The organism is Micromonospora sp. AKA38, assembly GCF_027925725.1.
Taxonomy (GTDB): Bacteria; Actinomycetota; Actinomycetes; order Mycobacteriales; family Micromonosporaceae; genus Micromonospora.
Genome location: NZ_BNEI01000010.1, coordinates 188695 through 203378 on the forward strand (window position 1 = coordinate 188695; position 14684 = coordinate 203378).

8 protein-coding genes are annotated in these 14684 nt (G+C 75.3%); 4 read left to right on the plus strand and 4 right to left on the minus strand.

Translation table 11 applies throughout. The features are described from left to right. The first annotated feature begins 15 nt into the window (after nt 1-15). The gene (locus TPA0908_RS31315) at nt 16-1404 is read left to right on the plus strand and encodes an aKG-HExxH-type peptide beta-hydroxylase (RefSeq protein ID WP_281944098.1); all 1389 of its coding nucleotides are present in this window, start codon (nt 16-18) and stop codon (nt 1402-1404) included. Here TPA0908_RS31315 and TPA0908_RS31320 read toward each other — a convergent pair. Then, nucleotides 1394-2557, minus strand: coding sequence for an acyl-CoA dehydrogenase family protein (locus tag TPA0908_RS31320; protein WP_281944099.1), 1164 nt, complete (start codon nt 2555-2557; stop codon nt 1394-1396). The genes TPA0908_RS31315 and TPA0908_RS31320 overlap by 11 nt on opposite strands. Before the next feature lie 246 nt (nt 2558-2803). Here TPA0908_RS31320 and TPA0908_RS31325 point away from each other — a divergent pair, with 246 nt between their 5' ends. Both TPA0908_RS31325 and TPA0908_RS31330 read left to right on the plus strand, forming a co-directional pair. Next, on the plus strand, nt 2804-4231 hold the full coding sequence (locus TPA0908_RS31325) for a UDP-glucose dehydrogenase family protein (protein ID WP_281944101.1): 1428 nt from the start codon (nt 2804-2806) through the stop codon (nt 4229-4231). A 162-nt stretch (nt 4232-4393) separates the two neighbouring features. Then, nucleotides 4394-9307, plus strand: a complete 4914-nt coding sequence (locus TPA0908_RS31330; RefSeq protein ID WP_281944103.1) for an SCO7613 C-terminal domain-containing membrane protein — start codon at nt 4394-4396, stop codon at nt 9305-9307. Nucleotides 9308-9641: 334 nt separating this feature from the next. Here TPA0908_RS31330 and purE read toward each other — a convergent pair whose 3' ends face one another. The 3 genes from purE to TPA0908_RS31345 form a co-directional block, all read right to left on the minus strand. After that, on the minus strand, nt 9642-10133 hold the full coding sequence (gene purE, locus TPA0908_RS31335) for a 5-(carboxyamino)imidazole ribonucleotide mutase (protein WP_281944104.1): 492 nt from the start codon (nt 10131-10133) through the stop codon (nt 9642-9644). Beyond that, on the minus strand, nt 10130-11290 hold the full coding sequence (locus tag TPA0908_RS31340) for a 5-(carboxyamino)imidazole ribonucleotide synthase (RefSeq protein WP_281944105.1): 1161 nt from the start codon (nt 11288-11290) through the stop codon (nt 10130-10132). Before TPA0908_RS31340 ends, purE begins: the two co-directional genes overlap by 4 nt. Nucleotides 11291-11354: 64 nt before the next feature. Continuing rightward, nucleotides 11355-13391, minus strand: a complete 2037-nt coding sequence (locus tag TPA0908_RS31345) for a thioredoxin domain-containing protein (protein ID WP_281944107.1) — start codon at nt 13389-13391, stop codon at nt 11355-11357. Between the two features lie 248 nt (nt 13392-13639). On the opposite strand from TPA0908_RS31345, the gene TPA0908_RS31350 reads away from it, so the two are divergent. After that, nucleotides 13640-14674: a phosphatidylinositol-specific phospholipase C domain-containing protein gene (locus TPA0908_RS31350; protein ID WP_281944109.1), complete on the plus strand. Its 1035-nt coding sequence runs from the start codon at nt 13640-13642 to the stop codon at nt 14672-14674. The last annotated feature ends 10 nt before the right edge of the window (nt 14675-14684 follow it).

Here is a 14684-nt window from a genome sequence, read left to right on the forward strand (position 1 = left end):
CTGGGGAGGCCGCGGGTGCCGACGGGCCGGTACGAGATGCCCGTCGGCACGTTCCGGGCGCTCGCCCGGGGCGGTGGCGGCCGGGAGGTGGTCCGGCGGTTGCTCGCGGTGCCGGTGAGTCGGAATCTGCTCGTGCTGCGCTCGGCCGTGGTGCTCGCCACGGACCTCGGACACCCGCACGCGCCGCTGGTCAACGACGCCTGGCAGCTCCTCGGCGAGCTGCGGCGGTCGGCTCCCGGGCCCACCCGCGTGGTGCTCGGCTACCCCACCGTGAGCGTCTGGGCGGCGGGCACGCTGCGGGCCCTGGGGCACGGCGACCGGGGGTCCGCCAACGACCCGGCGACCCTGGGCGCGGTGGTGGCCGCGGCGGCGATGCGGGCCGGCGGGCGGGCCCGTGTCAGCTTCCCGACAAGCTCCTCCGGCGCGGTGACGGTGGCGCTGCCCGGCCTGGGCCGGGTCCACCGCGGCCCCGGCGGCGGGGCCGGTCTGGCGGAGCTGACCGTGGACGGGGCGCGCCGCACGCTGACGCTCGACGGCGTGCCGGTGACCGGCCCGGGGCTGTGCCCCCGGACGACCGGGGCGGCGGGCGGCGGCCCGACGCCGGCCTGGCACCCGGTGCCCCGGCTACGGGCCGACGGGCACGGCCCCCGGCTGCACCTGGACGATCTCCGGTCGCTGGCCTGCCCGGCCGCCGTCGCACCTGTCGACGCGGTCCGGGCCGCCCGCTGGGCGGCCCGGCTGTCCCCGGGCTGGCGGCTGCTGGCCACCCGGCACCGCCGGGCCGCCACCGAGCTGACCGAGGCGATCTCCATGGTGATGCCGCTGGCCCGGGACGCGGCCGGCCGGCCGTGGGCGGCGGTGACCAGCGGGGGGACACCCGACGAGCTGACCGCCCCGCTGATCAGCGGCACGTTCCCCGCCGCGGTGGGGTGCGTCGCCCTGTCCGACGGCCCCGGGGCGGCCGGCCCCACCGCCGCGGCCCTCGTGCACGAGCTGGCGCACAACAAGCTGGCCGCCCTGGACCACCTCTTCCCGCTCGTCGAGGCGGCGGAGCCGGCCCGTCACCCGGTGCCGTGGCGGGCCGGCGCCCGTCCGCTGCCGGCGCTCGTGCAGGGCCTCTACGCCCACGTGGCGGTCGGCGAGTTCTGGCGTCGGGAACGGCGCTTCGGTACGACCACCGGCCGCCACCTGGCGCACGCCGAGTTCGCCCGGCTCCGGGGAGCCTGCCGGGAGGTGGCCGACCTGCTCCGGACCGCCGACGGGCTGACCGGGTACGGACGGCTGCTCGTCGACCAGCTCGACGACGTGGTCGACGGCTGGTCCGGCCGGCGGGCCGGGCCGATCGGCACGGGCCGGGCCGGGCGACGCCGACGGCCCCGCCCGGCCCCGCCGGTCAGTCCTTGAGGAGCTGGCGGGCCATGACGATGCGCTGCACCTGGTTGGTGCCCTCGTAGATCTGGGTGATCTTGGCGTCGCGCATCATCCGCTCGAGCGGGTAGTCGCGGGTGTAGCCGTAGCCGCCGAGCAACTGGACCGCGTCGGTGGTGATCTCCATGGCGGCGTCCGAGGCGAAGCACTTGGCGGCCGCGCCGAAGTAGGTCAGGTCCGCGTCGCCCCGCTCGGACTTGCCGGCGGCGGCGTACGTGAGCTGCCGGGCCGCCTCCAGCTTCATGCCCATGTCGGCGAGCATGAACTGGATGCCCTGGAACTCGGCGATCGCCTTGCCGAACTGCTTGCGCTCCTGGATGTAGCCCTTGGCGTAGTCCAGCGCGCCCTGGGCGATGCCGATCGCCTGGGCGGCGATGGTGACCCGGGTGTGGTCCAGCGTCTTCATCGCGGTGGCGAAGCCGGTGCCCTCGGCGCCGATCATCCGGTCGGCCGGGATCCGGACGTTGTCGAAGTAGACCTCGCGGGTCGGCGAGCCCTTGATGCCGAGCTTCTTCTCCGGGGCGCCGAAGCTCACCCCCGGGTCGGACTTCTCCACCACGAACGCCGAGATGCCCCGCGACCGGGCCGTGGCGTCGGTCACCGCGAAGACGGTGTAGTACTCGGAGACGCCCGCGTTGGTGATCCACCGCTTCACGCCGTTGAGCACCCAGTGGTCACCGTCACGCACCGCCCGCGTGGTCATCGACGCCGCGTCACTGCCCGCCTCCGGCTCGGAGAGGCAGTAGGAGAACATCGCGTCACCCGAGGCCACCGGCGTCAGGTACCGGCGCTTCAGCTCCTCGGAGCCGGCCAACAGCAGCGGCATGGTGCCCAGCTTGTTGACGGCCGGGATCAGCGAGGACGAGGCGCACGCCCGCGCCACCTCCTCGATCACGATGGCCGTGGCCAGCGCGTCCGCGCCGGCGCCGCCGTATTCCACCGGGACGTGCGGGGCGTGGAAGTCGGCCGCCCGCAGCGCGTCGTAGGACGCCTTCGGGAACTCACCTGTCTCGTCCGCCTCAGCGGCGTGCGGCGCCACCTTGGCCGCACAGACCTCACGGACCGCCTCCCGGATCGCCTCGTGCTCCTCCGGCAACCGGTAGACGTCGAACGACTGCTCTGCGGCCATGTCGGCCCTCCCCTTTCACCGCTATCATGCGCAGTCCGGGCCGCCCGGGGGCCGCCGACTGCCGCAGACTGAAGAATAGCCACCGGGCCTCGACCGGACCTTACCGGCGGGTAGGCTCGCGCCCGGGCGGCGGCAACCCGACCCACTACCCTCACACCAGAATCAGTTTCCCTCGGTGCCCGGCCTAGGCGCCCCTGCAGAATGCGACGCGAGGATGCGCCGCCAGTGCGAGCGGAGAAGACAGGCGTGACGATCCCGTACCCGAACTCCCAGCCGATGCCCGCCATCGCCGCGGTGACCCCGCCCTCCGGCGCGGCCCGGCCCCGGGTGACCTTCCTCGGCACCGGTTACCTCGGTGCGACGTACGCCATCTGCTACGCCGAGCTGGGCTACGAGGTGCTCGGCTTCGACGTCGACGCCGACAAGATCGCCAAGCTGAACGCCGGTGAGGTGCCGATCCACGAGCCCGGCCTCGACGAGCTGCTCCGGCGCAACCTGGCCGCCGGCCGACTGCGGTTCAGCACCGACATCTCCGAGACCGCCGACTTCGGCGACGTGCACTTCATCTGCGTCGGCACCCCGCAGCGCGCCGACGGCATGGGCGCCGACCTGTCGTACGTCGAGGCGTCGGTGACCAGCCTGGCCCAGCACCTGACCCGCAAGGCGCTGATCGTCGGCAAGTCCACCGTGCCGGTGGGCACCGCCGAGTGGGTGGAGCAGCTCGTCGGCAAGCACACGCCGGCCGACCTGGGCGTCGAGGTGGCGTGGAGCCCGGAGTTCCTCCAGGAGGGCTTCGCCGTCGACGACGTGCTGCGCCCCAACCGGATCGTGGTCGGCGTCAAGAGCGAGTGGGCCAACGGCATGCTCTTCGCCGCCCACAAGGGCGTCTTCGACCTGGCCGCCACCGAGGACCGCGAGGTCCCGCTGGTGGTCACCGACTTCGCCACCGCCGAGCTGGTCAAGGTCGCCGCCAACGCGTTCCTGGCCACCAAGATCTCCTTCATCAACGCGATGGCCGAGGTCTGCGAGGCCGCCGGCGGCGACGTCACCCAGCTCGCCCGCTCCATCGGGTACGACCCCCGGATCGGCAACCGCTTCCTCCAGGCCGGGCTCGGCTTCGGCGGCGCGTGCCTGCCCAAGGACATCCGTGCCTTCCAGGCCCGCGCCCAGGAGCTCGGCGCCGGCGAGGCGCTCCGCTTCCTGCACGAGGTCGACCTGATCAACCTGCGTCGGCGTACCCGGGTGGTGCAGCTCGCCGCCGAGTTGCTCAACCGCCGCTCCGGCCCGGCCGGCCCGGACCTCTCCGGCACCCGGATCGCGGTGCTCGGCGCGACCTTCAAGCCCAACACCGACGACGTACGCGACGCCCCCGCCCTCGCGGTGGCCGCGCTGCTCGGCAAGGCCGGCGCCGACGTGCACGTCTTCGACCCGCAGGGGATCGAGAACGCGCGCCGCGCGGTGCCCGGCCTGGCCTACGAGGAGACCATGAACGACGCCGTCCAGGGCGCCGACCTGGTCTGCGTGCTCACCGAGTGGGCCGAGTTCCGCAACGCCGACCCGGTGGCCCTGGGCGAGCTGGCCAACGGCCGGCGGGTCGTCGACGGGCGCAACTGCCTCGATTCGACACTGTGGACGCAGGCCGGCTGGGAGTACCGCGGCCTGGGCCGTCCCTGACCGATCGACGCCGGGCCGGCCGGCCGGGGAGCAGCCTCCCCGGCCGGCCGGTCCTTTTTGTTGTCCGGAACGCGCCGGCAACTGTCGAAATCCCGGCCCGCTCAAGGCATGCTGCCTCTGGGAGGTCCACAGTGCGAGGGCACAGGCGGACGGGAGACGGTCGTGGAGAGCTTCAGGTGCGCCTCGTGCGGGCGGGAGATCAAGCCCGCCGCCGTCTGTCCGCACTGCGGCGCGGAGCAGCCCCAGTGGGCCGGGCACCTGGCCGACATCGAACGGTCGATCGCCGAGATGAAGGCCCGGGACGCCGAGATCGCCCGTGAGCAACGGCAGATCGCCGCCAAGATGCAGGCCGCGCTCTTCCAGCGGGACATCCTGGCGCACGCCGGTGAGGAACGGGTCAAGCAGGCCACCCGGCCCCGCCGGGTGCTGCGGCGACGGCCGGGGCGCCGGCCGCCCACCGCCGCCACCGGGGCGCCACCCCGGGTGCCCCGGCAGGGCACCCCGCCGCCCGGACCGGACGACCTTCCCCCGTCGCCGCCCCGCGGCCGGCCGCAGTGGCTCGACGCGGACGATCCGGAGCACCCGCCGGAGGCGTCCTCGCGCGAGGTGCAGAACATCCCGCTCGGGCTGGGCGCGCTGCTGCTCGGCGTCGCGGCGGTGGTGTTCGCGGCGGTCGCCACCAGCTCGATGGACGCGCTCGCCCGGCTCGGCGTGCTGCTGGTCGCGACCGTGCTGATGCTGCTCGCCCCGCCGGTGCTGGCCCGCCGCGGGCTCACCTCGACCGCCGAGACGATCGCCGCGGTCGGCATGCTGCTGGTGCCGTTGGCCGGGTACGCGGTCTGGGCCGTGGACCGGATCGGCGGCGGCACCTCGGGCGCCGCGTTCGCCGGCGCGATCTTCCTGGTCACCACCGTGGTCGCGGTCGGGTACGCGTACGGCACCGGGCTGCGCGCGCCCCGCTTCGCCACCGTGCTGGCCGCCCAGCCGGTGCTGCCGCTGCTGGCGTACGAGCGGGTGACCGGCCCGACCGGCTGGGCGCTGGTGCTCACCCTGGTGGCCGTGCTGGACCTGGCGCTGGCCCGCTCCCCGGTGGTGCGCGAACGGCCGGTCCGGGCGGACCTGCCCCGCAGCGCTCCGCCGGCACCCGCCGCGTCCCGGCAGCGCGCCGACGACGACCGGCCCGAGTCGGCGCCGGAGGAGTCCGGCGAGGTGCTCGGCGGCGAGCCGCCGGCCGGTCCGGCCACCGCCGCGCCGGCCCGGCCGGTGCCGTGGTTGCGCGAGCTGACCTGGCTGCTGCACGGCGCGGCGGTGGCGCTCGCCCTGGCGTACGCGGTCACCGCCCTGCTGCGCGCCGCCACCGTGCCGGTCGCCGCCGGCGCGGGCGCGGTGCTGCTGCTCGCCGCGCTGACGGCGCTGGCCGGCACGTTGGCGCTGCGCCGGCCGCCACTGCCCGACCTGGGCGCCGGCATTCTCACGCTCGCGGTCATCGGCGCGCTCGGGCGGGTCGCCTCGGTGGCGCTGCCCGGCCGGTCCCTGCTGCTGATCGCCGCGGTCATCGCGCTCACCGGCCTCGCCGTCCGGGCCATGCCGGAGACGGCCCGCCGGGGCCCGCAGCTCGCCTCCGCGGCGGCGTTGACGGTCAGCGGCCTGGTGGTCGCCGGTGGCGCGTTGCGCGCCGGGCTGGCCCCGGTCCGGGCGTCGCTGCCCGCCTGGTCCGCCGACCTGAGCGGCTGGCACGCCGAGCTGGCCCGGGCGGTCGGCCCGACCGGCTGGCAGCTCGCCGCCGCCGCCCTGCTGCTCACCGTCGCCGCGGTGGTCGCGCTGCCCACCACGATCCGGCGCGAGTTCGCGGTGGTCGGTGCCGCGCTCACCGCGCTCGCCGTGCCGGCCTCGCTCGGTCTGGGCTGGGCGGCGGCCTGCTGGCCGATGCTGGTGACCGCCGTCGCCATCGGGGTGCTCGGGCTCACCGCCGGCACGGAACGGGCCGCGGTGGCGCACGCGGTGACCGCGGCCGGGCTGGGGCTGACCGGCGCCGGCGCCACGCTCGCCCGACCCGCGCTCACCGCCGCCGCGCTGACCCTGCTCTTCCTGGCCGGGGCGTTGGTCTCGCTCGCGCCCCGGGTCCGGATCGCCGCCGCCGCGACGGACCCGGTCTGCGCCTGGGCGGCCGGCGGCGCGGCGTTCGCCCTGCCCGGCGCGGTGGCCGCGTTCGTCGCCGCCACCGTGCCGACCCCGCCGGCGCCCACCCCGGCCAACCTGCGCGAGATCACCGTGCCGATCCTCGCGGCGAGCTTCCTCGCCGTCTGCGTGACGCTCGCCTACGCCGCCCTGGTCCAGGTGGCGCAGCGGCAGCTGAGCATGCCGCACGCGCTCGGCACCGTGCTCGGCGCGGTGGCCGTCGCCGCCGCCGGGCTCTTCGCGCCCGGCGCCACCTCGGCGGACGCCTGGGTGGGCGGGCTGCTGCTGATCGCCGCCGCGCTGCTGGCGGCGGCGCCCCGGATCGACGCCCGACGCCGCGCCGACATGTCGCTCGACGGCTCCGACCTGGCGCTCGCCGCCACCACGGTGGCGCTTGTCGCCACGCTGGTGCGGATCGCCGCGGTGCTCGCGCCGGGCGGCCAGCTCATGGTGGCCGCCGCGCTGGTGCTGGTGGTGGCCGTCGCGGCCCGGGCGCTGCCGGAGGAGTGGCGGCGCGGCCCGATCCTCGGCATCGCCGCCGGCGGCACCCTGATCGGTCTCGTCGCCGCCTGGAGCGCGCTGCGCGGCGGCGTCGGCGTGCTGGCCACCCCCGGCCCGATCTGGGCCGGTGACCTGAGCGGCTGGCCGGCCGCGCCGACCGGCGGGACGACCTGGCAGGCGCCGGTCGCGCTGGCGTTGCTGGCGGCGACCGCCGCCGTCCTGCTGCCGCCGCCCTGGAAGTACGACGTGTCGGGCGTGTGCGCGGTGCTCGCCACCGTGGGCGCGCCGGCCGCGTTCGACCTGCCCTGGTGGTCACCGGTGCTGGTCGGCACCATGGTGGCCGCGGTCTTCGGGATGGCGGCGGTGGCCTCGACGGACCCGAGGGCCGCGCTGTCCCGGGCCACCGTGGCCGGTGTGGTGGCGTTGCACGCCACCGGCGCCGGGCTGGTCCGGCCCTGGACCACCGCGTTGGCGTTGAGCAGCATCGCGTTGATCGGGGTGACGGTGGCGGCCCTGGCCCGGTCGTTCGCGCCGGCGCTGGTGGAGGACGTCCGCACCGAGGGCATGCCGCCGCACCTGGTCCAGGTGGGCGGCGCGGCGGCCGGGTCGGCCCTGCTCGCCCTGCCCGGCGCGGTGGCCGCGCTGTCGGTCGAGTTCGGCCGTCCCGCGCAGGTGGTGCTCACCGCCGCCCTGGCCGCGGCCAGCCTCGGCCTGGCGGTGGTCGCGGCGGTCCGCCGGCAGGTGCCGCAGTACCTGCCATACGCCAGCGTGGCAGTGGTCGGTGCGGGCACCGTCACGGCGGCCACCGCCCTCGTCGTCCATCTGCCCGCCGGGGTGTTCGCCGCCGCCGCCGCGCTGCTCGGTGTGCTCGCCGAGCTGATCCGGGCGGCCACCGTCCCGCCGGTCGGCTCGGCCCGACCGGTACGCCGGTGGTCGGTGCTGCTGAACGGGGCGCTGCGCCGGGACCCGGACCGCCCCACCGAGCTTCGGTGGCGGGTCAGCCCGGCGGCCGGCGCGTTGGCCGCGGCGGCGCTGCCCACCGCGCTGGCGCTCGTCACGCTGGCGCCCACGCTGGTGGTGGCGCTGTTCTCGACGTTCGTGGTGCTGGGCCGGGTGTGGCAGGGGCCGCCCCCGGAGCTGCTCACCCCGCCGCCGGACGCGGTGGACCCGACCCACGTGCTCACCGCGCTGCTGCTCACCGCGACCGCGGCGCTGGCCGCGACCGGGTTCAGCGGCGGTCGCCGCTCCCGGGCGGTGCCGGTGATCCTGCCCGGGGCGGCCCTCACGCTGCTGATCGCGCCGGTGGCGCTCGGCCAGGGGTGGCCGGTGACCGCGGAGGCGGGGCTGGTGGTGTTCACCATCTCGGTGCTGGGGTTGGCGCTGACCCCGCCGCCGGCGTTGGCCGAGCCGGGTCGCTCGATCCGGGTCGCCCGGGTGCTGGTCTTCGTCATCGGGCTGGCCGCCGGTGGCGCCGGGCTGGCCGGCGCGCTCGCCACCCGCGACCTCACCCTGATCACGTTGGGGAGCGCGGTCGGGGTGGGCGCGGTCGCCGCGTTCTTCGGCACCACCCAACGGGCCCGCATCCTCGGCTGGCTGTTCGCCTCGCTGATGGCGCAGCTCTTCGTGCTCACGCTGGGGTTGGTGGCCGGGCTCGCCGCGGTGTGGTCGGCGTTCGGCGTGCTGGCGGTGGGTGCGGCGTTGCAGGTGTTCGCCGCCACGCTGCCCCGGCTGCGCCGGCCCGAGGCGTACCGGGAGGCGGCCACCGTCGAGTGGAGCGGGTACGCTGCGGCGCTCATCGCGCTGGCCCTGGCGTTCGACTCGCCCCGGCACATCGCCGCGTTGCTGGCCGCCTGGGGTGCGGTGCTCGGGGTGGCGGCCAGCCGGCCGGGGCGTCGCCCGTTCGAGCGGAACCTGCTGTTCTGGGCGGTGGTGGCCTGCGAGATCACCGCCTGGTGGATCCTGATGTGGGTGGCCGACGTGGCGCTTCCGGAGGCGTACACTCTGCCGTTCGCCGCGTTGGCCCTGCTGGTCGGCGTGCTGCAACTGCGGCACCGGCCGGACATGTCGAGCTGGGTGGCGTACGGGCCGGCGCTGGTGACCGCGTTCCTGCCCACGCTGGCGATCGTGGTGGCCACCGACTCCAGCATGCTGCGCCAGGTATTGCTGCTGCTCGGGGCCGTGGCGGTGCTGATCTTCGGCTCGATGAGCCGGCAGCAGGCGCCGGTGATCGTGGGCGCGACGGTGACCGCCGTCGCCGCGGTGCACGCGCTGTTCAGTCTCGGCCCGTGGCTGGTGCTGATCCCGGTCGGCATCGTGCTGCTGGTGCTCGGGGCCAGCAACGAGCGCCGCCGCCGCGCCCAGGAGCGTCTACAGACGGCGCTGCGCGGCATGCGGTGAGCGCACCGCGCGGCACGTGCTCGGGCAGCCACCCCACCGGCGGCCGGATGAACCGACCCTCCAAACCCGACTACCGGTCACCTTCGGTAGCGGGTCGGCTGCCGGAGTGACTCACCCCCACGCCCTTTGCTCTGCAGCCACTGGCGCATCAGTGACCCAGCGCGACCGCGACTGTCGGACCCAGTAATACGCATCGGTACCAATGCGCATCTCAGAGCAGGTGGTGCGCGGAAGGCTGCAGAGCAAAGGCGCCGCGACTACCAAACGGCCTCCCAACGGCCGATCACGCTCCGTCATTCCGCCACGAAAACACGGAGAGTGAAATCGGTGCCGGTCAGGCCAGCGAGGCGCGGAGCGCCGCCTCCTTCTCGGCGACCAGGTCCTCCAGGCTCGCCTGGTAGGCGGCCATCCGGTCGCGCAACGCCGGGTCGGCGGCGCCCAGGATGCGGACCGCGAGCAGCCCGGCGTTGCGGGCGTTGCCGATCGACACCGTCGCGACCGGCACGCCGGCCGGCATCTGCACGATGGACAGCAGTGAGTCCATGCCGTCCAGGTACTTCAGCGGCACCGGCACGCCGATCACCGGCAGCGGGGTGACCGAGGCGACCATGCCGGGCAGGTGGGCGGCCCCACCCGCACCCGCGATGATCACCCGGATGCCCCGCCCGGCGGCGGACCGACCGTACTCGATCATCTTGAGCGGGGTGCGGTGCGCGGAGACCACCCCGACCTCGTGCGGCACGCCGAACTCGTCGAGCGCCTCGGCGGCGGCCCGCATGGTCGGCCAGTCCGAGTCGCTGCCCATGATCAGCCCGACCGTACTCATGCTGTTCCCTCCTGAAGCCACCGCGCCGCCCGGGCGGCCCGGGCCCGCACGTCGGCCAGGTCCGTGCCGAGCACCGTGACGTGCCCGATCTTGCGGCCCGGTCGGACCTGCTTGCCGTAGAGGTGGACCTTGGCGCCCGGCTCGGCCGCGAACAGGTGGTGCAGCCGCTCGTCGATCGAGATCCCGCCCGGCTCCCCGCCGAGCACGTTCGCCATCACCACCACCGGCGCGGCGAGCGACGTGTCCCCCATCGGGTAGTCCAGCACCGCGCGCAGGTGCTGCTCGAACTGGGAGGTGCGCGCACCCTCGATCGTCCAGTGGCCGGAGTTGTGCGGACGCATGGCCAGCTCGTTGACCACCAGCCCGGAGGGCGTGTCGAACAGCTCCACCGCGAGCAACCCGACCACGCCGAGCGCGGTGGCCAAGTCGATGGCGAGCTGCTGCGCGGCCACCGCCCGTTCCTCCGGCAGGTCGGGCGCGGGCGCCAGCACCTCGACGCAGATGCCGTCGCGCTGCACGGTCTCCACCACCGGGTACGCGGCCACCTGTCCGAACGGCGACCGGGCGACCTGCACGGCCAGCTCCCGACGCAGCGCCACCCGTTCCTCGACCAGCAGCGGCGTGCCGCCGTCGAGCAGCGTGGCGGCCAGCTCGGCGGCCTGGTCGGCGTCGTCCACCAGCCAGACGCCCCGGCCGTCGTAGCCGCCCCGGGCGGCCTTGAGCACCACCGGCCAGCCGGTCTGCTCGCCGAACCCGACCAGGTCGGCCGGCGACTCCACCGGACGCCAGGCCGGGTTCGGCGCGCCCAGCTCGGCGAGCCGCTCCCGCATCACCCGCTTGTCCTGCGCGTGCACCAGCGCCTCGGCCGGCGGGAACAGCTTGACGCCCTCCGCGGCCAGCGCACGGATGTGATCGTTCGGCACGTGCTCGTGGTCGAACGTGACCACGTCGCAGCCCTTCGCGAACGTGCGTAGCGCGGTCAGGTCGGTGTGGTCGCCGTACTGGACGTCGGCGGCGACGAGCGCCGCGCCGTCGTCCGGGGCGAGTGCCAGCACGCGCAGCGACTGGCCGAGGGCGATGGCGGCCTGGTGGGTCATCCGGGCCAGTTGGCCGCCACCCACCATGCCCACGACGGGGAGTCCGGTCCGGGAGTCCATAGCGCCGCCAGCCTAACCGGGCCGGCACCGGGCCCGACCGTGAGGGCGGCCCGCCGCCGGGGACTCAGCCGAGCTGGGCGACCAGCTCCTCGACCGAGGTCACCGGCCGCTGGCAGACGAACCCCCGGCAGACGTACGCGGTCGGCCGCCCGTCGAGCAGGGGCCGGCCGGCCAGCAGCGGCACGCCGGGCTGATCCGGGGCGCCGGCGACCACCACCGCGCCGGGCGGGGCGTGCCGGTGCGCGGCGGCCACCAGCGGGTCACCCGTCGGATCGTCGGTCGCCACCGCGATCTCGTACGGCCCGGAGAGCAGCGCCTCGCCCACCGTGGCGGCGTAGCCGGTGAACCGGGCGTGCCGGTCCACGATCGGCGCGACGGTCGACAGGGTCGCCTCGGCGGCCTCCCGGTAGCGGGTCTCCCCGGTCAACGCCGCGTACGCGACAAGCGCCGCGACGATCGCCGACCGGCCGGACGGGGTCGCGTTGTCGGTCGGGTCGGCCGGCCGGGTGACCAGGCGTTCGGCGTCGTCGGCGGTGTCGTAGAAGCCGCCGTCCGGCGCCGCGAACCGGGCCAGCGCCACGTCGAGCAGCTCACCGGCCAGCGCCAGCCAGCGCCCCTCGCCGGTGAGCTGGTGCAGCGCGCAGAACGCCTCCGCGACGCAGCCGTAGTCCTCCAGCACCCCGGCCGGCGCGCCCACCACCCCGTCCCGGGACACCCGGCGCAGCCGGCCGTCCACCAGGTGCACGGCGGCCAGGTGCTCGGCGGCGTCGCGCATCGCCCCGTCGGCGACGATAACCACACCCTCCAGCAGGTTCGCGTCCTCGTCCTCCGGTGCCGCGTAGAGCGCGGCGACCTGCTGGAACTCCGCGATGGCGGTGATCGCCAAGCCGTTCCAGGCGGCCACCACCTTGTCGTCGCGGGCCGGTTGGGGGCGGGTGTCGCGGGCGTGCAGCAGTCGGCCCGCCACGTCCCGCCAGCGGGCCCGGACGGCCGGATCGGCATCGTCCACGTCCCGGGCCAGCCGCAGCACGCTGGCGCCCTCCTCGAAGGTGCCGTCGGGGGTGACGGTGAACAGGTCGGCGGCGAACCGGCTGTCCTCCTCGCCCAGCACCTCGACGAGCTGGTCCGGCGTCCAGACGTAGGTGAGCCCCTCGACGCCCTCGGTGTCCGCGTCCAGCGCCGAGGCGAAGCCCTCGCCGGCCCGGTGCAGCTCGTCGGCGAGGAACCGGGCGGTGTCGCGGGCCACCCGGCGGGCCAGCCTGTCGCCGGTGACCCGCCAGAGCTGGGTGTAGACGCGCAGCAGCAGCGCGTTGTCGTAGAGCATCTTCTCGAAGTGCGGCACGGTCCAGTGGCCGTCCACCGAGTAGCGGGCGAAGCCGCCGGCGAGCTGGTCGTTCAGGCCACCGCGGGCCATCGCCTCGGCGGTGTGCCGGACGATCTCCAGGCTGCGCGCCGACCCGGTCCGCCGGTGGTGCCGGAGCAGGAAGAGCAGGTTCATGTGCGGCGGAAACTTCGGGGCGCCGCCGAAGCCGCCGTTCGTCTCGTCGTACTCCTTCGCGAGCTGGGCGGCGGCGCCGTCGAGCAGCTCGGCGGTGAGCGGGGCGGTCACGCCGCCGACGGCCTGGGCGCCGCCGATCGCCTCGACCACGGCGGCCCCCTGCCGCAGCACCTCCTCGCGCTGGTCCCGCCAGGCGGCGGCGACCGAGCCGAGCAGCCGGAGGAAGTTGGCCCGGGGGAAGTAGGTGCCGCAGAAGAACGGGGTGCCGTCCGGGGTGGCGAAGACCGTCATCGGCCAGCCGCCCTGGCCGGTCATCGCCTGGGTGGCGGTCATGTAGACGGCGTCGACGTCGGGCCGTTCCTCGCGGTCGACCTTGACGCAGACGAAGTCGTCGTTCATGAGCCGGGCCACGGCCTCGTTCTCGAACGACTCGTGGGCCATCACGTGGCACCAGTGGCAGGCGGCGTAGCCGACCGAGATGAGCACCGGCACGTCACGCCGCTTCGCCTCGGCGAACGCCTCGTCACACCAGGGCCACCAGTCGACCGGGTTGTCGGCGTGCTGGAGCAGATAGGGCGAGGTGGCCTCGGCGAGTCGATTCACCATCCGACCATAGCGAGCGCGCGGTGCCCGCGCGCCGCGAGTGGCCGGCCGGGTCAGCGGGGACGCCGGTCGCGTCCACCGTGCCAGCAGACTAGGGCCGACCAGCGGTCCCGCGCTGCCCCGCACCGGCGGGATGTCGGCAGCCCGACGGCCCGCCACGAAACGTCCTTCCTTTATTCATCCTGGTCTATTTGAATCGGCGCATGTCCGGCGTCGCCCACCGCCGGCACGTCCGAAGGAGACGGTCCATGCGCAGACCCCCCGTCCTGCTCGCCCTGCTCGCCCTCGCCGCCCTCACCGGCGCCGCGCTGACCCCCGCCGCCGCGTCCGCCGCGGTGCCACCGGAGACCCGGTGGTCCGCCACCACCGCCGTCGGCATCCACAACACGTACGAGCGCGGCACCTACACCTACCTCGCCCAGGCGCTCGACGCCCGACCCGGGCTGATCGAACTGGACGTCTGGCCGGACGTGCTCACCCGGCAGTGGCGGGTCAGCCACAGCAACCCGCTCGGCAACGACAACAACTGCGTGGCCGCCACCAGCGCGGCCCAGCTCTACACCGGCACCCGGAACAAGAACCTGGAGCACTGCCTGGACGACATCCGGCTCTGGCTGGGCGCCCACCCCGACGCCGGCCCGGTGATCCTCAAGCTGGAACTCAAGACCGGCTTCAGCAGCCGTACCGGGCAGGGGCCGGCCCAGCTCGACGCGGTGCTCGCCGCCCGCCTCGGCGACCGGGTGTTCCGCCCCGCCGACCTGCTCGGCGGCCACCCCGGCCTGGACGCCGCCGCCCGCGCCGACGCCTGGCCCACCCGGGGGCAGCTCGCCGGCAAGGTGATCGTGGAACTGATCCCCGGCACCGTCGAGGAGGGCAACCCGACCGACACCCTCTGGACCGACGTGGAGTACGCGCGCCACCTGGCCGGCCTGGCGGCGGCCGGCACACTGGACACCGCCCGCGCGTTCCCGGCCGTGCACCGCGCCCAGGCCGGCGACCCCCGCGCCCGCTACGCGGACCCGGCCCTGCGCCAGTGGTTCGTCGTCTTCGACGGCGACGCCTCGGCGTACGTCACCGGCGGCATCGACACCGCCTGGTACGACACGAACCACTACCTGCTGGTGATGACCGACGCGCAGAACGTCCCGCCGGCCGTCGGGGCCGGTGACGCCGACGCGGCGGCGGCCCGGGTCGCCCAGCTCGCCCGCGCGCACGCCACCATCGCCTCCGCCGACTGGTCCGGTCTCCCCACCGTCCTCGACGACGTCCTCCCCCGAGGCTGACCCCTGAGTG